We start from the raw sequence: 18,658 nt of genomic DNA on the forward strand, positions 1-18,658 counted from the left end.
GCGCGGGATCAGACGGATGCGCCTGCGCCCCCGCGGCCGCACCGCGGCCGGGGGCGGGGAAACCGCTGCGTGTGCACCATGCAGGAACGGTAGCGCGGCAGCCCGCGCCGTGCCGCTGAAATCCCTGGTCACCCGCGGGGGGAACGTTGCCCGCGACACAGGCAGCTCTCAGGCACGTCTCAGATCGCCGGTTCACACTTGCGGCATGCGCATCCTCGTCGTCGACGACGACCGGTCCGTCCGGGAGTCACTGCGCCGTTCGCTGGCCTTCAACGGCTACCAGGTGGAGCTCGCCGGCGACGGGCAGGCAGCTCTCGACGCCGTGCTCAACCAGCGCCCGGACGCGATGGTCCTCGATGTGATGATGCCTCGCCTCGACGGGCTCGAGGTGTGCCGCCGGATGCGCGCCGCGGGCGACGAGCTGCCGATCCTCGTCCTCACGGCCCGCGACGCCGTGTCGGACCGGGTGGCCGGGCTAGACGCGGGCGCCGACGACTACCTGCCCAAGCCGTTCGCGCTCGAGGAGCTGCTCGCCCGCCTGCGCGCGTTGCTGCGCAGGCGCTCACCCGACGACATCGCCGCCGCGGCCGGCCAGAGCAAGCCGCTGGAGTTCGCCGACCTCTCGCTCGACCCCGACACCCGCGAGGTCCGCCGGGGTGACCGGCACATCAGCCTCACCCGCACCGAGTTCTCGCTGCTGGAGCTGCTGCTCACCAACCCGCGCCGGGTGCTCACCCGCGCCCAGATCCTGGAGCAGGTCTGGGGCTACGACTTCCCGACCACCGGCAACGCCCTCGAGGTCTACATCGGCTACCTGCGGCGCAAGACCGAGGCCGAGGGTGAGCCGAGGCTGATCCACACCGTTCGCGGCGTGGGGTACGTCCTGCGCGACACGCCGCCGTGACGTGGCCCGGTGTGCCGCAGCGGCCCGCGAGGCCGAACGGGACGCCCGGCATGGAGCGGTTCGACCAGCTCTCGCTGCGTACCCGCGTCGGCGCGCTGGCCGCGCTCGTGGCGGCGCTGGCGGTGGTGCTGGTGTCGGCCGCCGCGTTCGTCACCGTGCGGGTCAACATCCTGCAGACGCTCGACGCCAACCTGCTCCAGCGCGCGTCCGCCGCGGCGCAGAGCGAGCTCGCCGACCCGCAGCAGCTCGCCACGATCCCCACCGAGGTGCTCGGCGCGGGTGACATCCGGCTCGCGCTGTTGCTCGCGAACGGGCAGGCGATCTCCGCGGAGGGAGCGGCGTCCGCGCCCCCGCTGGGCGCCGACGAGCTGGAGGTTGCCAAGGGCGAGGTCAGCTCCTCCACGAGGACGGCCACCGAGGACGGGGTGCCGTACCGGGTGGTGGCCGTCCAGGCCGGGCCCGCGCAGGCGCTCGTCATCGCGCAGCGCCTCGACGCCACCGAGCAGGTGCTCACGAAGCTCGGGTTCGCGCTGCCGATCGTCGGCGGGCTCGGGGTGGTGGTCGCGGCGTTCGCGGGCGTGGCGGTCGCGCGCGCCGGGCTGCGCCCGGTCGACCGGCTCACCGCCGCCACCGAGCGCGTCGCCGCCACCGGGGACCTGCGACCGATCCCGGTGGAGGGGTCCGACGAGCTCGCGCGGCTCACGGCCAGCTTCAACGAGATGCTCGGCGCCCTCGCCGCGTCGCAGGAACAGCAGCGGCGGCTCGTGGCGGACGCCGGGCACGAGCTGCGCACACCGCTCACCTCGATGCGCACCAATCTGGAGCTGCTCGCCGCCGCCAGCAGGCCCGGCGCGCCCAGCCTGCCCGAGTCCGAGCGCGCCGAGATCCTCGACGACGTCCAGGCGCAGGTGGCCGAGCTGTCCACGCTGGTCGGCGACCTCGTCGAGCTGGCACGCGATGACGCCCCGATGGTCGTGCACGAGCCCCTCGAACTCACCGACGTCATCATGCGGGCGCTCGAACGGGCGCGGCGGCGGTCGGGTGACGTCGAGTTCGACCCGATGCTGGTGCCCTGGACGCTCATGGGGGACGCCACCGCGCTCGAACGCGCCGTGCTGAACCTGCTCGACAACGCCGCGAAGTGGAGCCCGCCCGGGGGACGGGTGCGCGTGCAGATGCGGCCGGTGGACGAGTGGTCGGTGGTGCTCGAGGTGGCCGACGCCGGGCCGGGGATCGCCGAGGAGGACCTTCCGCTGGTGTTCGAGCGCTTCTACCGGGCTGCCACGTCCCGGACGATGCCCGGCTCCGGGCTGGGCCTCGCGATCGTGCGGCAGGTGGCCGTGCGGCACGGCGGCGCGGTCTGGGCCGGGCGGGCCCCGGAGGGCGGCGCACTGCTCGCGATGCGGCTGCCGGGACACCGTTTGTTCGCCTGACCGGAAGATCGATGGAACACCCCGCGCGTCGCTAGGCTGGGGACCGCACGTCCCCTGACGCGAATTCGGTGATGGCATGGCGAACCACCCTTCCGACCACAACGGGGCTGCGGGAGGGCCGGACGAGGGGGGTCCACGCAGCGCCGGCGCGCAGCCACCCGCAGCGGCCACGGCGGAGTTCCCCCCACCCGCTGGGCAGGGTGACGTCGGCTCCTACTCCCCACCGCCGGCCTCGTCCTGGTCGGGCGGCTGGCCCACCCAGCAGACTTCCGGCGACTCCCAGTGGGCGCCGGGCAGCCCGGCGGCGCCGCCGTGGTCGAGCGCGTCCCGGTACAGCCCGCCCCAATACGCCGCCAACCAGCCCAACGCGAACCAGTACAGCGCCAACCAGTACAGCGCCGACCCGTACAGCGGGTCCCAGTACGGGGCGCCGCAGCAGAGCACCACCCAGTACCCCGTGCCCGGGTACGGCGCGCCCGCACCGAACGCCGCCACACAGGCCCACGGGTTCGGCCCGTACCAGCTCCCGCCGCCGCGGCAGCGGGCGCCGCGCCGGGGCGCCCTGATCGGGCTCGGGCTGGTGGCGGTGCTGCTGTCCGGGCTGATCGGCGGGGTCGTCGGCAATTCGCTGGCCGGCGGACGCGGCGGATCGATCGGCGTGCTGGGGCAGCCGCTGCCGTCCGTCGACGAGGCCGCCGCTCCCACCACCCCGGTGGAGGCGGTCGCGGCACGGGTGCTGCCGAGCGTCGTGCAGCTGCGCGTCGAGGGCCCCACGGCCACCGGCGAGGGCTCGGGGATGGTCCTGAGCGCCGACGGCCTGATGCTCACCAACAACCACGTCGTGGAGGAGGCGGCTCAGGCGGGCACCGTCACCGCGGTGTTCCACGACGGCACCACCGCCCAGGCCCAGATCGTCGGCCGCGACCCGAGCTCGGACGTCGCCGTGCTCCGCGCCCAGAACCTCACCGGGCTCACCCCCGTCGAGCTCGGCAACTCCGACTCGATCCGCGTCGGCCAGCAGGTCGTGGCCTTCGGTGCGCCGCTCGGCCTCGGCGGCACCGTCACCACCGGGATCATCAGCGCCGTCGACCGCGCCGTGAACGTCGGCGAGGAGGCGGGCGCCAACACCCCCACCGTCCTGAACGCGCTGCAGACCGACGCCGCGATCAACCCCGGCAACTCCGGCGGGCCACTGGTCGACATGGAGGGCCGGGTCGTCGGCATCAACTCCGCGATCGCCACCACCGGCGCCCAGGGCGGGTCGATCGGCGTCGGCTTCTCGATCCCGATCAACCAGGCCCGCCGGGTGGCGGAGGAGCTCGAGCGCACCGGGCGCGCCTCCCGCGCCGTCCTCGGCGTCACCGTGGCCGACGACCCCCGGCAGGCCGGGGCGATCATCCGGGGCGTCACCCCCGGCGGGGCCGCCCAGCTGGCGGGCATCCGCGAGGGCGACGTCGTGCTCCGCTTCGGCGACCAGCGCATCTCCACCGGCACCGACCTGCAGGCGGCGGTCGGGTCCCGCGCCCCGGGCGAGGTGGTCGAGATCCAGCTCGCCGACCGCACGGTGCAGGCCACCCTCACCGCGGCCCCGAACTAGGCCGTGTTTAGGAAGTCCGGGTCGATGGGGGTCGCCTGGGCGCGAAGACCGCGATCAGGACTTCTTGAACACGGCCTAGAAGGGCCGCGTCGCTGATCAGGCCGGCGTCATCGGCGCCGGACGGCGACTCTCGACGACCGGGAGTCCAATCCCTGGCCCTCAGTGCCCGCATCGCAGGGCCTCCTGGTGGCGCCGCGCATCGTGCGGGGCCGCCCTACGGCAGGCGCCGCGGGCAGGCCAGGGCCTGCCCGATGGGGCGCGGCGCCACCAGGAGGCAGCCTCCCCGGGAGGCCTGGGTTCCGCGGCGATCAGGGGCGAAACGGCCACTCTCGACGGCCCCGGGGCCGCCAATTTGGCCATGATCACAGAGTTGGCGCATTCCCGGGTCTATCTCGCCCGAGAATGCGCCAAACCCGTGATCATGGCCGCGGGACCGGCCTCCGGTGGCGCCGCGGCCACCGGGCAGGCCCTGTCTGCCCACGTGAATGCCCCGCACGATGCGTGGCGCCACCGGAGGCCCCAGGCGTGCCGTGGTCACCGCGGTCGGGCCAGGGCCTGCGCGGCAGGCTTCACCGGCAGGCCCGGGTCGGAGGCTATACGCGATCAAGGGGAAATGGTTGCTCTCAGAGATCATCTAGCGGTCATTTCCCCTTGATCGACGACCTCGGGCCGCCAACTTGGCTCATGATCAGGGGGTTGGCGCATTCCCGGGTCGAAAACGCCCGAGAATGCGCCGAAGCCGTGATCATGCCGCGCCTGCCGGATCAGCCGGAGCCAGAAGTTCGGCGGCTCGGTGTGCGGGTACCTGCGGCGGTGGGTTCGCACCTCAGGTGGATCGTCGTGGCCAGCAGTTGACGCGGAGGGTGACGTTCTGGTCTCGTTCAGTGGTCTCGGTCGTGGTGCCCCACGCCGAGCGCCCGTCGCGTCGGCGCCGGTACCCCCTCCCAGCGCCGGCGCGACCCGGCGTCCCCGGACCGGGTGACCAAGGACCTCGGGCCTCCCCGCTACGGTGAGTGGCATGGAGATGGCGCCGCCCCAGATCGGTCGAGCCCTCGTGGTGGTCGTGGACGACCGGGTGAGCCACGGCGAACGAGAGGACTCCATCGGGCCGCTCGTCACGGAGCTGCTCGAGGAGGCGCGCCTGGTGGTCGACGGTGTCGTCGTGGTGCCGGGCGACCCGGTGGCGATCCGCAACGCGCTCAACACCGCCGTGATCGGCGGGGTCGACCTGGTGGTCACGGTGGGGGGCACCGGGGTGTCCCCCCGCGACGTCACCGCCGACGCCACCGCGGGCGTGCTCGACCGGCCGATCCCCGGCATCGCCGAGGCCATCCGCGCCTCCGGCCTCGCCGCGGGCGCGGTGGACGCCGGGCTGTCACGCGGGCTCGTCGGGGTGTCCGGCAGCACGCTCGTGGTGAACCTGGCGCCGTCCCGCGCGGCCGTGCGCGACGGGATGGCCACGCTCACCCCGCTCGTCTCCCACGTGATCTCGGAGCTGTCCGGGCTCGACTGAGCGTGGCCCTAGGGCTGCTTGGGCTCGTCGGGCTCCACCACCACGGTGGGGGAGTCGGCCGGGCGCGGGCGGTCCAGCGAGGCCCCCACCTTCGCGGTGACCTCCTCGATCCGCTCGTGGAAGCGCCCACCGGTCGCGCGGTCCACCCCGCCGGCGGCGGCGTCGGTGGCTTTCACCGCCAGGTCGGCGGCCCGGTCGAGGTAGCCGGGCGCCTTCTCACGCGCCACCTCCGACAGCTCGCCGGCCTTGGTCAGCGCGGTGTCGGCGAGTTCCTTGGCCTTGTCCGTGAGTCCCATGCGGACCATGGTGGCACCGGTGCACGATGGTGGGGTGGACGAACTGCCCGAACAGGTGCGTCGCCGGCTCGACGAGGTGTTCGGCGACGTGCTCCCCGATACCACCTCGGACGAGCGCGAGGACCCGCAGGACCCCCGCTCCGCCGACGCCGCTCTACTGGCCGACCGGCCGCCCCACCACGATCAGGAGTGACCGCCGCTGCCTGCGCGCTGCTCGCGCAGCAGGTCGCGGATCTCGATGAGCAGTTCGACGTCGGTGGGCTCCGCCGGGCCGGCCTCCTCACCGCGCTTGCGCCGCTCCTTGAGGTGGTTCAGCGGGAGCACGATCAGGAAGTAGACGACGGCGGCCACGATGAGGAAGTTGAGCGCGGCCGAGATCACCGAGGCGATGTCGATGTAGGTGCTCTCCTTGCCCGGCACGATCTGGATCCCGAACCCGGGGCTCTCCGGGGGCGTGATCGCGTTGATGAGCGGCTGCAGGATGCGTTGGGTGAACGAGGTGACGATGCTGCCGAACGCCGCCCCGATGACCACCGCGACGGCGAGGTCGACGACGTTGCCGCGCAGGATGAAGTCCTTGAATCCTTTGATCACTCACCGCAGGGTAACGGCCACCTGCTCGGACAATGAGGCCGCCGCCACCCGCGCCGCCACCGCGGACGGCATCGCCACCAGCACCAACCGCCCCGACGACGGTGAGTCGGGAGGCAGGACCGCCAGCACGGAGGCGCCCACGGCGAGCACGATCGGGTCGTCGCTCGCCGCACCGAGCGTGACGACGTCGACGGTGCTCCCCGGCACGAGCAACGCGGCCGCCCCGGCGTCGGCCAGCCGTACGGGCACGGCGGCCGAGCCGGGAGGCGCGCCCAGCGCGGCCGTGGGACCGGCCAGCCGGGTGTCGGTGATCGGTTCGCCCGCCCGCGCCGCGCCCACGAGCACGCGGCCCTCGGCGCCTGCCTGATCGGGGAGGGCTCCTCCGGGTACGAGCTCGGCGGGCCAGTGGCGCACGGCCAGGTGGTGGGGGGCGAGCGTGGCTCCCGCCACGACGTCGACGGCGGCGACGACCACGGGCACGCCGGCGCGGTCGGGACCGGGCGCGACGGCCAGCACCAGCGCGAATGCGGCGAGAACGCCCGCGGCGACCCGGCGCAGCAGCGCGATCCGCCGCCAGCCCGGCGCCCCCAGGAGCGTGCCGAGCCGGGCGAGCGGCCGGGGCGCGAGCCGGGAGTCGGTCATGCGGCCGACGCTAGGGCGGCGGCGGGGTCACCGGGGCCGGGACGACCGGCCTGTGGACAACCGGGTGGCGATGTGGATGGGTGCGGCCGCGCTCAGGACGCGGCGGCGGCGGGAGCGCTCGACGAGCCGCTCGAGCTCGACGACGACGACGAGGAGCTGTCCTTCGAGCCGTTCGACGACGGCGCGGACGAGCTGGACTCGCTCTTGCCCGAGTCGCTCTTGCCGGAGTCGCTGCCGGCGGCGACGCCACCGCCGCCGGAACGGCTGTCGGTGCGGTAGAAGCCGCTGCCCTTGAACACGATGCCGACCGACGAGAACACCTTGCGCAGGTGGCCCGAACACGCCGGGCATTCGGTGAGCGACGCGTCGGTGAAGGACTGCACGGCCTCGAACCGGTGGTCGCAGGCGGTGCAGGCGTACTGGTAGGTCGGCACGTGTCCCTCCGGAGGCACACACGATCGAGCTGGCACTCGAACAGTCTGAGTGCCAGCATAACCCGTCAGTGCCCGCTGTTGTTCCCCAGCGTGACGAGGCCCGCTCCGGGCAGCAGCGCACCGGTCACCGGACGGTCGTGCGGCTCGGCGGGTAGCTCGTCGACGATTTCCTCGTCGTTGAGCACGATCACGATGGGTACCTGCGGCCCGACCAGCGGGAGGCTGCGGTCGTAGTAGCCGCCGCCGCGGCCGAGCCGCACGCCACGCCGGTCCACAGCGAGTCCCGGCACGAGCACGAGGCGTGCGCGGGCGATCGCGTCGGGCCCGAGACGCGGCCCCGACGGCTCGCGCAGACCGTGCGGGCCGGGCCGCAACGAGCGGGGACCGGTGTAGACGGCCCAGTCGAGCGGACCGGCTTCGGGTGGCACCACGGGCAGGAGGACCTCGTGGCCCGCGTCGTGCAGGGCGTCGGCGAGCTCCGGCGACCCGGGCTCGGAACCGACGGGGAGGTACGCGCACACCGGCCCGCCGGTGGTGGCGGCCAGACGGACCGCTGCGGCGGCCAGCGCCGTGGCCCGCGCCGCCCGCTCGGCAGCGGGAAGGGCCCGCCGAGCAGCCACGAGAGCGGTACGCCACCGGTTCTTCTCGGCAAGAACGGCGCGTCCTGACACGCGATGACCCTACTCTCGCCGTTAGGCTCGCCGACCATGAGCGAGCGAGAGCGCGACGAGGGCCCTGGCAAGCTGCCGTTCCGCTCCGCGGTGGTTCCGGCCGCCGGTCTGGGCACCCGTTTCCTGCCCACCACCAAGGCCGTGCCGAAGGAGCTGCTCCCGGTCGTCGACACGCCGGGCATCGAGCTCGTCGCCGCCGAGGCCGCGGAGGCGGGTGCCGAGCAGCTGCTGATCGTCAGCTCGCCCGGCAAGGACTCCGTGGCCGCCTACTTCGCCGAGTCGCCCGAGCTGGAGAAGGAGCTCGCGGAACGCGGCAAGGAGGAGCTGGTCGCGAAGGTGCGCCGGGCCCACGAGCTGATCGCCGTGCGCACCGTCACCCAGGACGAGCCGCGGGGCCTCGGCCACGCCGTCGGCTGCGCCCGCCCCGCCATCGGGCCCGACGAGCAGGCGTTCGCCGTGCTGCTGCCCGACGACCTCGTGCTGCCCACCGGGGTGCTCACCACGATGGCGCAGGTGCGCGAGCGCTACGGCGGCAGCGTGCTCTGCGCCTTCGACGTCCCGCGCGAGGCCACCGCGGCCTACGGTGTCTTCCAGGTCGAGGACACCGACGACGACGACGTGAAGCGCGTCCGTGGCATGGTCGAGAAGCCGGCGCCGGACGAGGCCCCGTCCACGTTCGCGGCCGCCGGGCGCTACCTGCTCGACCGGGCCGTCTTCGACGCCCTCGACCGGATCGAGCCGGGCGCGGGCGGCGAGCTGCAGCTCACCGACGCCATCGCGCTCCTGATCGACGAGGGCCACCCCGTCCACGTGGTGGTGCACCGCGGCGGCCACCACGACCTCGGCAACCCGGCCGGGTACGTCCGCGCCTACGTCGACTTCGCCCTCGCCGACCCGGACATCGGCCCAGACCTGCGTGCCTGGCTGGCCGCCCGCCTGGAAAGTTGACGCGGTGCGCACCGTCGACGAGCAGCTCGAGCGGATCCTCTCCGCGGCGGTGCGACCCGCCCCGGTGCGGGTCGCGATCTCGGACGCGCACGGACTGCGCTGCGCGGAGGACGTCGTGTCCTCCCGCCCGCTTCCCGGCTTCGACCAGGCGGCGATCGAGGGCTACGCGGTGCGCAGCGTCGACCTCGTCGGCGCGTCGGTGTCCGACCCGGTGTCCCTGCCGGTCGTCGGGGAGATCCCGGCCGGCTCGCGCCAGCCGCTGAGGCTGCAGCCCGGCCAGGCGGTGCGAGTCGCCACGGGCGCGCCCCTGCCCACCCTCGCCGACGCCGTCGTCCCGGTCGCCAACACCGACGCGGGCACCGCCCGCCTCGACATCCACCAGGGCGTGCCGTCCGCCGCGTTCGTGCGGCGCATCGGCGAGGACGTGCAGCCCGGCGACGTCGCCGTGCGCCGCGACACCGTGATCGGCGCCGCCCAGGTGGCCATGCTGGCCGCGGCCGGCCGCGACAAGGTGCTCGTGCACCCGAAGCCCCGCGTGTCGGTGATCTCCGTGGGAGACGAGCTCGTGGAGCTCGCCCGCACCCCCGGCGCGGGCCAGCTCGCCGACGTCTGCTCGCACGCCCTCACCGCGGCCGCGCGCGAGGCCGGCGCCGAGACCGCGCGGGCCGGGCTCGTCCGCGGCGACGCGCGCGAGGTGTGCGCCGCCCTGCAGGACCGTCTCCCGTTCAGCGACGTGATCGTCGTGTGCGGTGCGGCAGGCGGCTCCGCGGGAGCCGAGGTGCGCTCCGCGCTCGCCGGCCTCGGCGACCTCGACATCACCCGCGTCGCCATGCACCCCGGCTCCACCCAGGCGTTCGGGCGGCTCGGGCCCGACGCCGTGCCCACCTTCGTGTTCCCCTCGTACCCGGCCACGGCGCTGCTGCTGTTCGAGGTGCTGGTCCGCCCGCTCGTGCGCCTCGCGCTCGGCCGCACCGACCCGTACCGGCGCATGGTCTCGGCCCGGCTCACGTCCCCCGTGGTCTCGGTGAAGGGCCGCCGCGGCTACCTGCGCGGCAGGCTCCTGCGCGAAGAGGCCACCGGCGACTACCTCGTGCAACCCCTCGGCACCTCCGGCACGCACCTGCTGTCGTCCATCGGCGAGGCCAACGGGCTCATCGTCCTCCCCGAGGACCTCACGGAAGCCACGGTCGACGAACAGGTCAGCGTGGCGTTCCTGCCCGCACCCCACTGAAGGCCCGATGGCGCACGCGTACCCGGGCCGGTCGTCCGCCCGCCACCCCGGCTGGCCGGCGCGGCTCGGGCCGCTGCGCGTCCGCGCGGGCGTGGTGGCACTGCGCCCCGTCCGCCTGCGCGACGGCGGCGTCTGGTCGGCCATCCGGATCCGCGACGAGCAGTACCTCGCGCCGTGGGAACCCACCATGCCCGGCAGCTGGGCCGAGCGCCACGCCCCCGGCGAGTGGCCCGCCCGCTGGCTGCAGCTGCGCGCCGCCGGGCGCCGCGGCACCGCCCTCCCGTTCGCCGTCACCCTCGACGACCGGTTCGTCGGGCACGTCATGGTCGGCAACGTCGTCCGGGAACCACTGCTGTCGGCCTACGTCGGCTACTGGGTCGACTCCTCCGTCGCGGGCGGCGGCGTGATCACCGGGGCCGTCGCGCTCGTCGTCGACCACTGCTTCACCCGCGTCGGCCTGCACCGCGTCGAGGCAACCGTCCGCCCGGAGAACGCCGCCAGCCTGCGCGTCCTCGAAAAGCTCGGGTTCCGCGAGGAAGGGCTCTTCCGCCGCTACCTCGACGTCGACGGCGACTGGCGCGACCACGCCTGCTTCGCCCTCACCGCCGACGAGACGCGCCCCGGCGGGCTCACCGGCCGGCTCGTCGCGGCGGGCCGCGCGGAACGCGTCCACACCACACCGGCGTAGGGGTGAACCTCGGCGCGTCGGCGCGTCGTTGCCACCCTCACCCGGTGGCGCTCACTACCGTGGACCCGCGGGAGCGATCTTGTCCGGGGTACACCGGATCGCCCCGGGACTGCGCCGTGGGGGAGGGGTAGGAGGCAGCCGTGCCGAGCTCGATGATCTTCGCGAGCCTGGTCGTGGTCTGGCTGCTCATCCTCGTCCCCGCCGTGGCGCGACGCCGGCAGGAAGTGGCACGACCGAGCGTCGCCGCCCTGTCCGGGCGGGTGCTCGACCGACCGCGGCAGCGCCAGGTTCCGGCCCCGGGCCGCGAACGGGAGGTGGACGGGATGGACGAGACGGGCCGCGTCGAGATCGAGGACGACGACCAGGACCACGACCGGATCGACGGCCACGACCGGATCGACGACCACGACCACGACCGGGTCGACGACTACGACGACCCGCCGGCCCGCGGGGTCGCCGCCCACGACGACCGCCGCTGGGAACCCCCGCAGCCCCGCTACCGCCCCGGCCGTGGCGGGTTCGATCCCGAGGCCGCCGCCCTCGCCGCCCGCACCCGCTACGCCTTCCGCCAGCGGGTCGTTCTCACCATGCTGATCACGGCGCTCGTCACCGGCGTCATCGCCGCCGCCGTCGTCCAGGGCATGTGGTGGGTGCACGGCGCCGTCGACCTCGCACTCGTCGGCTACCTCGTCTACCTGCGCCGCCAGGTCCGGCTCGAGGAAGCGATCCGCGAACGCCGAGCCGCCCGCATGGCAGGCACCCGCCGCCCCGCAGCCGCCGACGACCCCGAGCTCGACGCGTGGGCCCGCCGCGGCCGCGAACTCACCCGCCGCGACGACCACCACGCCGCCGACGACGACTGGGCCGACGACTACGCCGACGACCAGCACGACGACTGGGACGACGAGGACGACACCGCAGACGACGGACGCGACCACGAGGCCGCCCGCGCCGAGCACGACGAGCCCGAACCGGCCGACCCCGAACCCGCCCTCCCGCGCCTGCGCCCCGCCCCACCCCCCGCGCTGCCCGCCGGCACCTCGCTCCTCGAAGCCGACGAGGACGACCCCGACCTCTACGACCTCGGCGGCCCGGCCCGACCCGGCTACCGCCGTGCGGCGGGCGAATGACCCCCTGCTAAGGTCTTCAACGTCCGGTCCGCCGGACCCGGGGCTGTGGCGCAGTTGGTAGCGCGACTCGTTCGCATCGAGTAGGTCAGGGGTTCGATTCCCCTCAGCTCCACCCTCTGGCAACCCGCGGTCGCGGGTTGCGCTCCCCTCGTCGGGGGGTCGCGTTCCCTCTGGGGGCCGAGCCCCCAGACCCCCAGCCGGGGGCTACGCTCCCGGACCCCCATCCCCGCGGTGCCGGTTGGCGATCTTCGGCGCCTGTCGATTCGGTGGGTGCCTTCCGGGGGTGCTCGTCCCGCCTCCCGAGGAGTTCAGGAAAGCCACTTTCAGGCCCTCTGCGGCCCTGAATGTGGCTTTCCTGAACCTCGGGGATGCCCGATGTGTGTCCGCCTTCCGTCAGCCGGCGGGGAAGTAGTGGCCGTTGTCCAGATCGGCGAGCAGGCTGGGCTGAGCGGGTTCCCAGCCCAGGGTCCGGCGGGTGATGAGGTTGGACGCCGGGTAGTTCTGCGTGACGACGTTCGCGAGGAACCCGAAGTACCCCGGCACCATCAGTTCGTCCAGGGGCACGCTCACGGCGGGCAGGCCCAGGCGGCTGCCGATGGCCTCGGCGATATCGCGGACCGGGATGGCCCCGTCCCCCACGGCGTGCCAGTACCTGCCGGCCGGGCCCTTCTCGAGCGCCAGGCGGAACAAGGAGGCGGCGTCGCGGGCGTGCACGGCGTTCCACTGGTTCGTGCCGTCGCCGGGGTACCCGGCGAAGCCCTTCTCCTTCGCGAGGGCGATCAGCGTGGGGAGGAAGCCGGCCCGGTCGGAGGTGCTGTGCGCGATGTTGGCGATCCGCACGACCGAAGACCGCACTCCCCGCTCGGCGAGGCCGATGACCGCGGTCTCCACGACGTTGCGGGCCCGGAGGGTGCCCTTGTGCTCATCGCCGACGGGAAGGGCCGGGTCGTCCTCGGTGGCCGGGCGGCCCAGGTTCCCTCCCCCATTCCCGGGCGAACCGATGCTCCCCGCCGCGACCAGCGGCTTTCCGGTTCCCGCGAGTGCCTCGCCGTACGCGAGCACGATCGGGAGCTCGGCGGCGGCCACGGCGTTAATCCCGCCGGAGGGGAGCAGGTCCTGCCTGTGCGCGACGTGGATGACGCCGTCGGAATCGGCGGCCGCCTCCTTGAGCCCGTCGAGATCCTCGAGGTCGCCCCGACGCACCGTGGCGCCGAGCGCGGACACCGCCGCCGCGGCCGTGTCCGACCGGGCCAGGCCGGTGACCTCGTGCCCGGCGGCGATGAGCTCGGGGATGATGTACGAACCGGAATGGCCGGTTCCACCGGTGACGAGAACGCGCACGTTCCTGCTCCTCGTGAGTGATGTGGCGCGGGAGGTGGTGTCGGGCCCTCAGCCGGGGATGTCGACGCCGAGCGCGACGTCGAAGGTGCCCGCGCCGTGGCGGGCCAGGCCCATCAGCAGCGGCCCGACCCCTTCCAGCCAGTGGGCCATCTCCAGGCCGCCGACATCGAGGGGACGCAGTCCGAGGCTCTCGATGAACGCCGACACGCTCGCCTTGGACTGCGCGTCATCTCCGGCGAAGAACACGTCCAACGGACGCTCCTGGACCAGCACGTGACCGAAGACGGTGTTGAACGCCTTCACGACGTGCGCGCTCGCGGGGATCGCCTTGGCGATCTCCTGCGCACCGGACGTGCCATCGGGGACGACCAGCGCGGTGGCGTCGGCGTTGAAGGTGTTGGAGATGTCGATGACGACCTTGCCGGCGAGTGCGTCCCCGTACTGGGCGACGACCGGCACGGCGCCGGCGTACGGCACGGCCAGGACGACGATGTCGCCCACGGGAACGGTGCCGAAGGTCCCCACCGTGGCCCCGACACCGAGTTCGGCGGCCAGGCCCTTGGCCTTGGCCGGGTCGCGGCCGATGAGTTCGACCGAGTGGCCGCCCGCGACCGCGCGCGCGGCGATGGCGTGGGCCATGCCACCCAGTCCGATGACACTGATGCTGCTCATGGTGAGTGCTCTCTTCCTCGCGTGGTCGTGTCTTCGCCGACTGCTCAGCCCAGGGGGTCAGTCTGTGAATTCCTTGACGCCCATGGCGAAGTTCCCGTGGCCGATCCCGTTGCCGGCGAGGCCTACCGTGAGCACGCCCGCTCTTTCCAGCCAATGCGCCATCTTCAGGCCGCCGACGTCCAGCGGGCGCAGTCCGAGGCTCTCGATGAATGCCGTCACGGCCGCCTTGGCCTGCGGGTCGTCGCCGGCGAAGAAGACGTCGGGCCGGCCCTTCTCGAGGACGTCCCGGAAGATGGTGTTGAAGGCCTTGAACACGCTGGCGCCGGCCGGGGCGATCTTGGCGGCCTCCTGCGCGATCGAGGTCTCCTCGCTGTGGGCCAACCCGTCGAACGTGGCGTTGAAGGGGTTGCTGATGTCGATGATGATCTTGCCCGCGAGGGCGTCTCCGTACTCGGCGACGGTCGGAACGACACCCGCGTGCAACAGGGCCGTGATGACGATGTCCCCGGCCGGGACGGCGCCCCACTCACCTGTCGTCGCGCCGCCGCCCAGAGCCTTGGCCAGGTCCTCGGCCTTGGACTGATCTCGTGCCATGATCTCGACGGTGTTGCCGCCCGCTACCGCGCGCGTGCCGATCGTGCGGGCCATGTTCCCCGCACCGATGAACGTGATGCTGCTCATGAGCTGTGCTCTCTTCCTGTTCTTGAGGCGCCTGTTCTCCAGGCACCGTTCCGACTCGTTTCGTGTGTGGATCAGATGGCGGTCGTGCCGCCGTCGGCGACCAGCTCCAGGCCGTTGACATAGCTGGAGTCGTCGGATGCGAGGAACAGGGCGATGGTTGCGATCTCTTCGGGGCGGCCCATCGTTCCGCGGGGAATGAGGGACTCGAATGCGGCCCTCGTTGCCTCGTCGAACAGCTCTTCCTGCTTGGCGGTGCCGACCTGGCCGGGGGTCAGGACGTTGACCCGGATCTTGCGGTCGCGCAGCTCGTTGAGCCAGACGCGGGCAAAGGCCTGCTGAACGGCTTTGCTTCCCGCGTAGAGGCTCCAGCCGGGGAAGGCGCCGAGAGAGGCGTTGGAACCGGTCATGATGATCGAGCCGTTGTCGTTGATCAGCGGCAGTGCCTTCTGCACGGTGAACAGGGTGCCGCGCGCGTTGAGCGAGAAGGAGCGTTCGAACTGTTCCTCGGTGATCTCGCCGAGCACGGCGGGTTCGCCCATCCCCGCGCTGGCCCACAGCACGTCGATCGAGCCCTTCTCCCGCTCGACGGTGTCGAACAAGCGGTCCAGGTCGCCCAGGTCGGCCGCGTCACCCTGGACGGCCGTGACGTTGCGGCCGATCAGCGCGACGGCCTCGTCCAGCGCTTCCTTCCGCCGGGCCTGGATGAAGACGTGTGCTCCTTCCACGACGAACAGTTCGGCGCCGGCCAGTGCCAGGCCGGCGGACCCTCCGGTGATCACCGCGACCTTGCCGTCGAGCTTCCCCACGGTCACTCCTTTGAAATGATGGGCTCCGAACTGGATCGGGAAAAGCCCGTTTCTTGATGTGCCTACCCTGGGCTGGAGCCCTGCTGTCGAATGCTGATCCCGAATTCGTGTACCAAATTCTTTCGGCACCGATCACGATGCCATTGGCCTGAGTGCGTGTCCAAGACCTGTTTCGGCCGTGGTGATACCCTTGAGGCATTGCCGCACCGGGAGGCCCCGTGGATCTGGACCTGCGCAAGCTGCGGTACTTCGTCGCCGTCGCCGGCAAGCTGCACTTCGGCCGCGCCGCCGATGAGCTGCACATCGCTCAGCCGGCGCTGAGCCGGCAGATCCGCGCGCTGGAACAGGATCTCGGCGCCTCGCTGTTCACCAGGGACAGCCACGGCGTCACGCTCACCGACGCGGGCCGACAGCTGTTGGACGACGCCGGTCCGCTGCTCGCCTCCGCGCACGCGGTCCGGCGCCGGGTGGCAGTGGCCGCCCGCGGCGGCCGGCGGCTGGTGGTCGGCTTCCGGGCCGGCATCCCGGTCATCCCTGCGGCGCGGGCGTTCGGGAAACAGCATCCGGACGTGGTCGTGGACGTGCAGCGCATGGAATGGGACGACCAGGCCCGGATGCTGCTCGACGGCCGCGTCGACGTCGGCTATGTGCGGCTGCCCATCGACGAGACCGGTCTGCGACTGACTCCGCTCTACACCGAGCCACTCATGGTGGTGCTGCCCGCCGGTCACCGGTTGGCCGGCAAGGAGGAGGTCACCGAGGCCGACCTGGCCGGTGAGCCGCTGGTCTGGCACGCCGACGCGAGCACGCAGCCCACCAGGCGCCCGCACCCCGATTCCGGGCTCCGGGTGCGCGGGGTGGAGGAGAAGCTCGAGCACGTCGCGGCCGGGCGGGGTATCTCGTACGCGGGGCGTTCGGAGACCGTGTTCTACTCGCGTCCGGACATCAGCTACGTGCCCATCCCGGATCTGGCGCCCGACCAGGTGTACCTCGCGATGGCGGCATCGCGGACCTCGCCGCTGGCCGACGACTTCTTCGCCGCGGCTCTGGCCACGGCTGAGATCACGGCAGAGTGCGGGAACCACGCGATGTGGCAGCCCGGCAGCGGTGCCGTTCCGACGGAGGGTTGAGCAGCTCGGCCGGCGGCAGCAGCGCTCAGCGGGCTGTCAGCGGGGGAGGCCGTCAGCAGCAGCAGTTCTTCGCGGGGGGCTCGCCGATGCCCTTGCGGTCGGCGAAGGCCGGGTCGATGGTCCGGATGATCCGGTGGGCGATCTCGCGCAGCTGACGCGACTGCGCCTTCGTCAGCGGCTCGAAGACGAGGCGGCGGATCGCCTCCGCGTTGCCGGGGATCGTGTCGACGAGCTTCGCCAGCCCGTCGGCGGTGAGGATCGCCAGGGTGCAGCGGCCGTCGGTCGGATCCGGCTCGCGGCGCACCCAGCCGCGCTTCTCGAGCCGCGAGATCACCTGGGACAGCCGCGACAGCGAACCGTTGGTGAGTACCGCCAGCTCGCTCATCCGGACGCGATGGCCCTCGTGCCGCGACAGCGCCATCATCGCGAGGTACTCGAAGTGGTTCATCCCGGCGTCGCGCTGCAGCTGGTCGTCCAGCGCGGCGGGCAGCTTGATCAGCACTCCGACGAGCGCGAGCCAGGTGGACAACTCCTCCTCGTCCAGCCAGCTCGCCCGCTCCGTCGTCTGCACGCCGCGGAGTGTAGCTCAACGGTTGAACGAATCTTCCTTCAAGATTGAAGTGATCATGGGCACACGATCGGGTGCGTAACCCTCGGAGTTGCTTCAGCGTTGAAGCTACATGGTTGAAGTGTTGCTCCAGGGCGTCGATCGGGTGCGCGCCGCCGCGTAAACCGGTCGAACCTCCCCGCTGCGGCTTCACCGTCCACCAGCGGCGACGTGCCGCCTGGGGGCATCGATGCCTCCCGGCCGCGTGGCGCACCGCCGCTGAACCCGCTGCTTCCGGCCCATCGCCGGGTCCCGGCTCGAGCGAGCCGATCAGAAGCTGCATGAGCTTCGAACAAGCGTGTCATCAACAGACCGAGAGGTAAGTCGTGGAGTCTTCGCGGATCTTCATCGTGGGTTCGGGTGTCGTCGGGGCGGCGACGGGCGAGGGCTTCCTCGCGGCCGGGCACAAGGTGACCTTCATCGACGTGTCGGCGCCGCGGATCGCCGAGCTGGCCGAGCGCGGCCTGGACGTCCGCTCCGAGCTCGACCTGTCCGGTGAGCCGGAGTCGTTCATCTTCCTGACCCTGCCCACGCCCAACGACGGGCACCGCTACGACCTGACCGCTTTCACCGCGGGGACCGCTGCGGTCGGGAAGGCGCTGGCCACGGCCACGGCCAAGCACACCGTCGTGGTGCGCTCGACCGTGCCGCCGGGCACCACCGAGGGCCTGGTCAAGTCGACCCTCGAGGAGAACTCGAAGCTCGTCGCGGGCAACGGGTTCGCGCTCGGGTCGAACCCGGAGTTCCTGCGGGCCGTGTCGGCGGCCGAGGACTTCGCCAACCCCTGGATGACGATCGTCGCCAGCCGGGACCCGGAGACCGTCGAGCGGCTGCGCGCGCTGCTGTCGCCGTTCGGTGGTGAGCTGCGCACCTTCACCAACCCGGCCGAGGCCGAGTTCGTCAAGAGCGCCCACAACATCTACAACGCCACGAAGATCAGCTTCTGGAACGAGATGTGGCTGGTCGCGCAGAAGATCGGCGTCGACCTGGACCCGATCGCCGCCACCGTGGCACGCTCCGCCGAGGGCTCGATCAACCCCGAGTACGGCATCCGCGGCGGCGCCCCCTACGGCGGCGTGTGCCTGCCCAAGGACACCCAGGGCTTCCTCGGGTACGCCGACACCGTCGGGGTGGAGATGCCGCTGCTGTCGGCCGTGGTCGAGGTCAACGACCGGCTCGCCGAGATCGTCGGCCACGAGGCGGACGTCATCGGGCACGCCACCCACGACCAGCTGCGCGAGGCCGCCACCCACGCCGTCGTCCCCGCTGCCGCGGGCGAGGAGTGAGGGGCGGGCCCGCATCCCGTCCTGAGCAGAACCCAGAACGAATGAGGAATCCGG

22 protein-coding genes and 1 tRNA gene are annotated in these 18,658 nt (G+C 72.6%); 12 read left to right on the top strand and 11 right to left on the bottom strand.

What is annotated here, in order from left to right; all coding sequences use genetic code 11:
- Positions 1-205: 205 nt before the first annotated feature.
- Complete coding sequence (locus ACFPL3_RS13130; RefSeq protein WP_343939235.1) at positions 206-904, top strand: response regulator transcription factor; 699 nt, start codon at positions 206-208, stop codon at positions 902-904.
- A gap of 50 nt (positions 905-954) precedes the next feature.
- Positions 955-2,337 carry a HAMP domain-containing sensor histidine kinase gene (locus tag ACFPL3_RS13135; RefSeq protein ID WP_343939236.1) on the top strand — a complete coding sequence of 461 codons (1,383 nt, stop codon included), beginning with the start codon at positions 955-957 and terminating at the stop codon, positions 2,335-2,337.
- 213 nt (positions 2,338-2,550) lie between these two features.
- Here ACFPL3_RS13135 and ACFPL3_RS13140 read toward each other — a convergent pair whose 3' ends face one another.
- A complete protein-coding gene (locus ACFPL3_RS13140; RefSeq protein ID WP_343939238.1) occupies positions 2,551-2,784 on the bottom strand; it encodes a hypothetical protein in 234 nt (77 codons plus the stop codon).
- A 10-nt stretch (positions 2,785-2,794) separates the two neighbouring features.
- Here ACFPL3_RS13140 and ACFPL3_RS13145 point away from each other — a divergent pair, with 10 nt between their 5' ends.
- Positions 2,795-3,934, top strand: a complete 1,140-nt coding sequence (locus tag ACFPL3_RS13145) for a S1C family serine protease (RefSeq protein ID WP_343939240.1) — start codon at positions 2,795-2,797, stop codon at positions 3,932-3,934.
- Between the two features lie 1,024 nt (positions 3,935-4,958).
- A complete protein-coding gene (locus ACFPL3_RS13150) occupies positions 4,959-5,447 on the top strand; it encodes a MogA/MoaB family molybdenum cofactor biosynthesis protein (RefSeq protein ID WP_379589084.1) in 489 nt (162 codons plus the stop codon).
- An 8-nt stretch (positions 5,448-5,455) separates the two neighbouring features.
- Here ACFPL3_RS13150 and ACFPL3_RS13155 read toward each other — a convergent pair whose 3' ends face one another.
- Positions 5,456-5,743, bottom strand: a complete 288-nt coding sequence (locus ACFPL3_RS13155; RefSeq protein WP_343939244.1) for a hypothetical protein — start codon at positions 5,741-5,743, stop codon at positions 5,456-5,458.
- A gap of 34 nt (positions 5,744-5,777) precedes the next feature.
- On the opposite strand from ACFPL3_RS13155, the gene ACFPL3_RS13160 reads away from it, so the two are divergent.
- Complete coding sequence (locus ACFPL3_RS13160; RefSeq protein ID WP_343939246.1) at positions 5,778-5,936, top strand: hypothetical protein; 159 nt, start codon at positions 5,778-5,780, stop codon at positions 5,934-5,936.
- On the opposite strand, the gene mscL is transcribed toward ACFPL3_RS13160, so the two are convergent.
- The 4 genes from mscL to ACFPL3_RS13180 form a co-directional block, all read right to left on the bottom strand.
- A complete protein-coding gene (gene mscL, locus ACFPL3_RS13165; RefSeq protein WP_343939248.1) occupies positions 5,927-6,337 on the bottom strand; it encodes a large conductance mechanosensitive channel protein MscL in 411 nt (136 codons plus the stop codon). The two genes, ACFPL3_RS13160 and mscL, sit on opposite strands and share 10 nt — an antisense overlap.
- The gene (locus tag ACFPL3_RS13170; RefSeq protein ID WP_343939250.1) at positions 6,338-6,979 is read right to left on the bottom strand and encodes an SAF domain-containing protein; all 642 of its coding nucleotides are present in this window, start codon (positions 6,977-6,979) and stop codon (positions 6,338-6,340) included.
- A 92-nt stretch (positions 6,980-7,071) separates the two neighbouring features.
- The gene (locus ACFPL3_RS13175) at positions 7,072-7,413 is read right to left on the bottom strand and encodes an FmdB family zinc ribbon protein (RefSeq protein WP_343939252.1); all 342 of its coding nucleotides are present in this window, start codon (positions 7,411-7,413) and stop codon (positions 7,072-7,074) included.
- A gap of 65 nt (positions 7,414-7,478) precedes the next feature.
- Positions 7,479-8,084: a 5-formyltetrahydrofolate cyclo-ligase gene (locus ACFPL3_RS13180; protein ID WP_343939254.1), complete on the bottom strand. Its 606-nt coding sequence runs from the start codon at positions 8,082-8,084 to the stop codon at positions 7,479-7,481.
- 36 nt (positions 8,085-8,120) lie between these two features.
- Between ACFPL3_RS13180 and ACFPL3_RS13185 the strand changes: the two genes are divergently transcribed.
- The 5 genes from ACFPL3_RS13185 (at position 8,121) to ACFPL3_RS13205 (ending at position 12,193) form a co-directional block, all read left to right on the top strand.
- Positions 8,121-9,032, top strand: a complete 912-nt coding sequence (locus ACFPL3_RS13185) for a UTP--glucose-1-phosphate uridylyltransferase (protein ID WP_343939256.1) — start codon at positions 8,121-8,123, stop codon at positions 9,030-9,032.
- Positions 9,033-9,036: 4 nt separating this feature from the next.
- On the top strand, positions 9,037-10,263 hold the full coding sequence (glp, locus tag ACFPL3_RS13190; RefSeq protein ID WP_343939258.1) for a molybdotransferase-like divisome protein Glp: 1,227 nt from the start codon (positions 9,037-9,039) through the stop codon (positions 10,261-10,263).
- A gap of 7 nt (positions 10,264-10,270) precedes the next feature.
- The gene (locus ACFPL3_RS13195) at positions 10,271-10,951 is read left to right on the top strand and encodes a GNAT family N-acetyltransferase (protein ID WP_343939260.1); all 681 of its coding nucleotides are present in this window, start codon (positions 10,271-10,273) and stop codon (positions 10,949-10,951) included.
- Between the two features lie 140 nt (positions 10,952-11,091).
- Entirely contained in the window at positions 11,092-12,081 is a 990-nt protein-coding gene (gene sepX, locus ACFPL3_RS13200; RefSeq protein WP_343939262.1) for a divisome protein SepX/GlpR, read from the top strand.
- Positions 12,082-12,120: 39 nt separating this feature from the next.
- Positions 12,121-12,193: transfer RNA gene (locus tag ACFPL3_RS13205), tRNA-Ala, on the top strand.
- A gap of 281 nt (positions 12,194-12,474) precedes the next feature.
- Here the strand turns inward: ACFPL3_RS13205 and ACFPL3_RS13210 are convergent.
- From ACFPL3_RS13210 to ACFPL3_RS13225, 4 genes are all read right to left on the bottom strand, one after another.
- A complete protein-coding gene (locus ACFPL3_RS13210) occupies positions 12,475-13,422 on the bottom strand; it encodes an SDR family oxidoreductase (RefSeq protein ID WP_343939264.1) in 948 nt (315 codons plus the stop codon).
- 48 nt (positions 13,423-13,470) lie between these two features.
- Positions 13,471-14,094, bottom strand: coding sequence for an NADPH-dependent F420 reductase (locus ACFPL3_RS13215; protein ID WP_343939266.1), 624 nt, complete (start codon positions 14,092-14,094; stop codon positions 13,471-13,473).
- Positions 14,095-14,151: 57 nt separating this feature from the next.
- Positions 14,152-14,775, bottom strand: coding sequence for an NADPH-dependent F420 reductase (locus tag ACFPL3_RS13220; protein ID WP_343939268.1), 624 nt, complete (start codon positions 14,773-14,775; stop codon positions 14,152-14,154).
- 71 nt (positions 14,776-14,846) lie between these two features.
- The gene (locus ACFPL3_RS13225; RefSeq protein ID WP_343939270.1) at positions 14,847-15,581 is read right to left on the bottom strand and encodes an SDR family NAD(P)-dependent oxidoreductase; all 735 of its coding nucleotides are present in this window, start codon (positions 15,579-15,581) and stop codon (positions 14,847-14,849) included.
- Positions 15,582-15,799: 218 nt separating this feature from the next.
- Here ACFPL3_RS13225 and ACFPL3_RS13230 point away from each other — a divergent pair, with 218 nt between their 5' ends.
- A complete protein-coding gene (locus ACFPL3_RS13230) occupies positions 15,800-16,711 on the top strand; it encodes a LysR family transcriptional regulator (RefSeq protein WP_343939272.1) in 912 nt (303 codons plus the stop codon).
- Positions 16,712-16,763: 52 nt separating this feature from the next.
- On the opposite strand, the gene ACFPL3_RS13235 is transcribed toward ACFPL3_RS13230, so the two are convergent.
- Positions 16,764-17,282, bottom strand: coding sequence for a MarR family winged helix-turn-helix transcriptional regulator (locus tag ACFPL3_RS13235; RefSeq protein WP_343939275.1), 519 nt, complete (start codon positions 17,280-17,282; stop codon positions 16,764-16,766).
- 362 nt (positions 17,283-17,644) lie between these two features.
- Here ACFPL3_RS13235 and ACFPL3_RS13240 point away from each other — a divergent pair, with 362 nt between their 5' ends.
- A complete protein-coding gene (locus ACFPL3_RS13240; protein WP_343939277.1) occupies positions 17,645-18,604 on the top strand; it encodes a 2-dehydropantoate 2-reductase N-terminal domain-containing protein in 960 nt (319 codons plus the stop codon).
- The last annotated feature ends 54 nt before the right edge of the window (positions 18,605-18,658 follow it).

The organism is Pseudonocardia zijingensis (assembly GCF_042657305.1).
GTDB classification, from domain to species: Bacteria; Actinomycetota; Actinomycetes; order Mycobacteriales; family Pseudonocardiaceae; genus Pseudonocardia; species Pseudonocardia zijingensis.